Origin of the sequence: Actinomadura sp. KC345 (assembly GCF_004348515.1) — a bacterium.
In the GTDB taxonomy this organism is placed as follows: domain Bacteria; phylum Actinomycetota; class Actinomycetes; order Streptosporangiales; family Streptosporangiaceae; genus Spirillospora.
The window spans coordinates 1-5,377 of record NZ_SMKH01000420.1; the positions used below are offsets into that span (position 1 = coordinate 1).

General features: G+C 75.0%; 4 protein-coding genes. All 4 read left to right on the forward strand.

What is annotated here, in order from left to right; all coding sequences use genetic code 11:
• The first annotated feature begins 52 nt into the window (after positions 1–52).
• From E1281_RS37070 to E1281_RS37085, 4 genes are read left to right on the forward strand one after another with little or no spacing between them, the layout of a single operon-like run.
• Positions 53–2,248 (forward strand): serine/threonine-protein kinase, encoded by a 2,196-nt coding sequence (locus E1281_RS37070; RefSeq protein ID WP_279433687.1) that lies wholly within the window; start codon positions 53–55, stop codon positions 2,246–2,248.
• 2 nt (positions 2,249–2,250) lie between these two features.
• A complete protein-coding gene (locus tag E1281_RS37075; protein WP_131884373.1) occupies positions 2,251–3,312 on the forward strand; it encodes a PP2C family serine/threonine-protein phosphatase in 1,062 nt (353 codons plus the stop codon).
• On the forward strand, positions 3,309–4,616 hold the full coding sequence (locus tag E1281_RS37080) for a VWA domain-containing protein (protein ID WP_131884374.1): 1,308 nt from the start codon (positions 3,309–3,311) through the stop codon (positions 4,614–4,616). The genes E1281_RS37075 and E1281_RS37080 overlap by 4 nt, the downstream gene beginning before the upstream one ends.
• 5 nt (positions 4,617–4,621) lie before the next feature.
• Positions 4,622–5,362 carry an FHA domain-containing protein gene (locus E1281_RS37085; RefSeq protein WP_131884375.1) on the forward strand — a complete coding sequence of 247 codons (741 nt, stop codon included), beginning with the start codon at positions 4,622–4,624 and terminating at the stop codon, positions 5,360–5,362.
• Positions 5,363–5,377 lie beyond the last annotated feature (15 nt).

The window sequence follows — 5,377 nt, forward strand, 5'->3', positions numbered from 1 at the left end:
CGCCGAAGCTCCGGACGGGCGAGGTGCTCGGCGGGCAGTACGAGGTGCTCGGGTGCCTGGCGCACGGCGGGCTCGGCTGGGTCTACCTGGCCCGCGACCACAACGTCAGCGAGGGACCGTCGGGTCCGGGCGGACGGCGTCGCGCGGCGGCACCCGCGGGACGGGCTCCAGCGGGTCCACCAGGCGCGGGATGCTCGGTGCCGGGCTCGTGGAGGTGCCGCCCGTCCCGGCCCGCGACCCGGCCTCGGCGATCATGGAGAAGCCCGAGGTGCCGGAGAACCGGCGCTACTGCAGCAAGTGCGACGAGAAGGTCGGGCGGAGCCGGGGCGGCCGTCCCGGACGCACCGAGGGGTTCTGCCGCAACTGCGGGCACCCGTTCTCGTTCACGCCGAAGCTCCGGACGGGCGAGGTGCTCGGCGGGCAGTACGAGGTGCTCGGGTGCCTGGCGCACGGCGGGCTCGGCTGGGTCTACCTGGCCCGCGACCACAACGTCAGCGAGCGGTGGGTCGTGCTCAAGGGCCTGCTGGACACCGGCGACGCCGACTCGCTGGCCGCCGCGACCGCCGAGCGCGCGTTCCTCGCCGAGGTCGAGCACCCCAACATCGTCAAGATCTACAACTTCGTCCGGCACGACGACTCCGGCTACATCGTGATGGAGTACGTCGGCGGCCGGTCGCTGAAGGACATCCTGCTGAGCGTCCGCGCCGACCACGGCGACACGGCGGCGCTGCCCCTGCCCCAGGTGATCGCGTACGGGCTGGAGGTGCTGAGCGCGCTCGGCTACCTGCACGGCGTCGGGCTGCTCTACTGCGACTTCAAGCCGGACAACGCCATCCAGTCCGAGGAGCAGCTCAAGCTGATCGACCTCGGCGGGGTGCGCCGCGCGTTCGACGTCGACAGCCCGATCTTCGGCACGCCCGGCTACCAGGCCCCGGAGATCGGCTCGCAGGGACCGTCGATCACGTCCGACCTCTACACGGTCGGCCGGACGCTCGCCGTGCTGAGCTTCCCGTTCCGCGGCTACACCGGGCGGCATCTGCGCAGCCTGCCGCCCCGCGAAGAGGTCCCGCTGTTCCAGCGGCACGAGTCGTACCACCGGCTCCTGCGCCGCGCCACGCACCCGGACCCGGCCCGCCGGTTCCAGAGCGCCGACGAGATGGCCGAGCAGCTCACCGGCGTCCTGCGCGAGGTCCTGTCGGCCGAGGACGGGCGCCCGCGGCCCGCGCCGTCGCCGCTGTTCGGCGCCGAGCAGCACACCGCCGGAGCCGAGACCACCGCGCCGACCGACGCGGACGGCACCCCGGCCGGCGGCGCGACCCCGCCCATCCTGACGCCGCTGGAGCCGCCGGCCGCCGCCGCGGCGCTGCCCGTCCCGCTGGTCCACGGCTCGGACCCGGCCGCCGCGTTCCTGGCCGGGCTCACCGCCCGCGACCCGGGCGACCTGGCCGCCGCGCTGAGCTCCGCGCCGGTCGCGTCGCGGGAGGTCCGCTTCGCGCTGGTCCGGGTCAGGATCGAGCTGGACGACCTGGACGGCGCACGCCGCCTCCTCGAAGAGATCGCCGCCGAGGCGCCCGACGACTGGCGGGTCGACTGGTACCGCGGCGTCGGCGCCCTCGCCGGCGGGCGCGCGGCGGAGGCCGCGGCCGTCTTCAACGACCTGTACGACCTCGCGCCGGGTGAACGGGCGCCCAAGCTGGCGCTGGCCTTCTGCCACGAGATCATGGGCGACATGGCGCAGGCCGACCACTTCTACGAGACGGTCTGGCGCACCGACCCCACCCACGTGAGCGCCGCCTTCGGCCTGGCCCGGACCCGCCTCGCCGCCGGTGACCGGCAGGCCGCCGAACGCGTGCTGGACTCCGTCCCCCGCGTCTCGAGCCACTACCTCGCCGCGCAGCTCGCCGCCATCGCCACCGCGGTCCGCGGCCGCGACGCCGGCGAGCTGAACGGCGCCACGCTCATCGAGACCGGCCGCCGCCTGGCGTCGCTGCGCCTGGACACCGAACGCGCCGCCGCGTTCGCCGCCGAGGTGCTGGAGGCGGCCCTCGGCTGGGTCCGCACCGGCCGCGCGCAGGCGCCCCCCGGCGCCGGGGGGCACCGGATCCTCGGCACCGAGCTCGACGAGGCGTCCCTCCGCGCGAAGCTGGAGGAGACCTACCGCGTCCTCGCCAAGCTCGCCGACGGCGACGGGCACCGGCACGCGATGGTCAAACGGGCCAACGCGGTACGCCCGAGGACGCTGTTCTGACGATGAACGCGGACCAGGACATCTACGCCGACCTCTGCCGTGCCTGCGGCGCGCCCGCCCAGGAGCGCGACCGCTTCTGCGAAGAATGCGGCCGCCCCGACCCGACGACCCCGGTCGCCGCACCACCGGACACCCCCTCCCCCGAACCCGCACCGCCCAGGGCGGAGGTCTGCGCGGATTGTGGAGAGCGGGAGGTCGGGGTGGACGGCTACTGCGGGCGGTGCGGGCTGCGGCAGCCCAGCGGGCGTGAGCATGTCGAGGTCGACCTGGGCGAGGTCGCGGCCGCGGTGAGCGACCTCGGGCTGCGGCGCGGGCGGAACGAGGACGCCTTCGCGCTAGCGGAGCTGCCTTACGGAGCCTGCGCGGTGGTGTGCGACGGCGTGGCCACGGCGCCCGGGTCCGAGGAGGCGTCGCGGCTGGCCGCCGACGCGGCGGTGGGCGTCCTGGAGGAGCGCGTCCCGGCGGGCGTGGATCCGCGGGACGCCCTGCGTGAGGCGGCGGAGCGGGCGGGCGCGATCGTGACGAAGCTCGCCGACGACCCCGAGTCCGCGCCCGCGTGCACGTTCGTCGCGGCCGTCGTGGACGGCCCGGACGTCACCATCGGGTGGATCGGGGACAGCCGCGCCTACTGGCTCTCGGCGGAAGGTTCGCGTGGCGGCGCCTCGCGCTTGCTCACGCGGGACGACTCGTGGGCCGGGGAGATGGTCGAGCGGGGGGAGATGAGCGCGGCGGAGGCGTGGGCCGACCGGCGGGCGCATCTGCTGACGGCATGGCTGGGCGCGGACGGGGGCACGGCGCGGCCGCGGCTCGCGGCGTTCCGCCCCGCGGGCCCGGGACTTGTGCTGATATGCAGCGACGGGCTGTGGAACCACCTGCCGGAGGCGGCGGAGCTCGCGGCCGTGGCGCTGGACGGCGGGGACGGGCCGGACGGGCCGCTCGGCGCGGTGCGGCGGCTGCTGCGGGCGGCGCTCGCCGCGGGCGGGCACGACAACGTCACGGTGGCGGTGATCCCCTGCCCGCCGCCGGAATCGAGCAGGGAAACGACCAGGGAGCCGGGCAGATGAGCGATTTCCCCGAGTTCACGATCCGCGTGGACCAGAACCCCTACCTCCCGGACGGCGGACGGGAGATGCACGCGATCGTGACCGTCGAGGCCCAGTCGTCCGGCGGCACCGGGCAGGCGGGCGCCGGACGGGCACCCGCCGCGCAGATCATCATCATCGACACCTCCGGGTCGATGTCCTACCGGGGCAAGATGACCGCCGCCAAGCGCGCGGCACGGGCGGCGGTGAACGTGCTGCGCGACGGGGTCCGGTTCGCCGTGGTCGCGGGCGCGAACCAGCCCCGCATGATCTACCCGCAGGGGGAGCGGCTCGCGGAGGCGAACGAGACGTCCCGGCGGAGCGCCGCGCAGGCGGTGGGGCGGCTGGAGGCGGCCGGCGGGACGGCGATCGGGTCGTGGCTGCGGCTCGCCGACCGGCTGTTCACCGGCTACGACGACGCCGTCAAGCACGCGATCCTCCTGACCGACGGCAAGAACCAGCACGAGACGGCCGAGGAGCTGGACGCGGCGCTGAAGCAGTGCTCGGGCCACTTCCAGTGCGACGCGCGGGGCGTCGGCACCGACTGGGACGTCTCCGAGGTCCGCACGATCACGTCGGCGCTGCTGGGCGGGTTCCTGGACGTCCCCGACCCCGCGGACCTGGAGGCCGACTTCCTGGCGATGACGCGGGCCTCGATGAGCAAGCAGGTCGCGGACGTGTCGCTGCGCGTCTGGACGCCGCAGCAGGCGGAGCTGCGCTTCGTCAAGCAGATGGTGCCCGCCGTGGAGGACCTCACCGGCAGACGCGTCGCGTCGGGGCCGCAGACGGGGGACTATCCGCTCGGCGCGTGGGGGAACGAGAACCGCGAGTACCACCTGTGCGTCGACGTGCAGCCCGGCGACGTGGGACGCCAGATGCGCGCCGCGTGGGTGAAGCTGATGGCCGGCGACCGGGTCCTCGCGTCCGGGAACGTCCTGGCCGAGTGGACCGACGACGAGGCCAGGTCGACGCACATCAACGGCCGGGTCTCGATCCACACCGGCCAGTCCGAGCTGGCCGCGGCGATCCAGCAGGGCCTGGAGGCCAGGCGGGAGGGCGACGAGGACACCGCGACGGCCCGGCTCGGACGCGCCGTGGTGCTGGCGCGGGAGGTCGGCAACGACCAGATCTCCGGCCTGCTGGACAGGATCGTCGACGTCGTCGACCCGGTCCAGGGGACGGTGCGGCTGAAGGCGGAGGTGTCCAAGGCGGACGAGATGTCGCTCGACACCCGTTCCGTCCGGACCGTGCGGACCCGCCACGGCGACGAGGCGGGAGGAGGCTGAGACCGATGCCGGTCTGCCCGAGCGGACACGCGTCCGAGGCCACCGACTACTGCGACGTGTGCGGTGACCTCATGGACGGCGCGCCGCGCGCCGAGTTCGCCGAGCACGCGCCCGCTCCGGCGCCCAAGCCGGAGGCGAAGACCGGGCCGGACGGCGCCGACGCCTGCCCGCAGTGCGGGACGCCCCGTTCCGGCCGCTTCTGCGAGGTCGACGGATACGACTTCGACACCGGCGCCGTCCACAGCCCCGAGCTGGCCGCCGCCCGCGCCGCCGCCCGGTCGAGGCCGCTGGTGCCGGCGCCGAGGACGAGCGGCCCGCCCCTCAACCCGTCCGGGCCGTCCGCGCTGATCTTCGCCGACCGCGCCTACTTCGACACCGTGCTCGCGCAGATGGGGCCGGGCGCGCCGGGGCTGGCGTTCCCGCCGTACACCACGGAGCGCCGCGTCCCGCTGATCGGCGACCAGGCCCGGATCGGGCGGCGCAGCACGTCCCGCGCGATCCTCCCGGAGATCGACCTGAGCGTCCCGCCCGAGGACCCCGGCGTCTCGCACCTGCACGCCGTCCTGCTCGCGCAGCCGGACGGGACCTGGAACCTGGTCGACCCCGGCTCGACCAACGGCACCACGGTGAACGGCGGGACGGAGCCGATCGAGGTCAACACGCCGGTGCCGATGGCCCACGGCGACCGCATCCACGTCGGCGCCTGGACGACGATCACGCTGTCCCTTCAGGAGGGTCCGCCATGACGATGACTCCGCCCC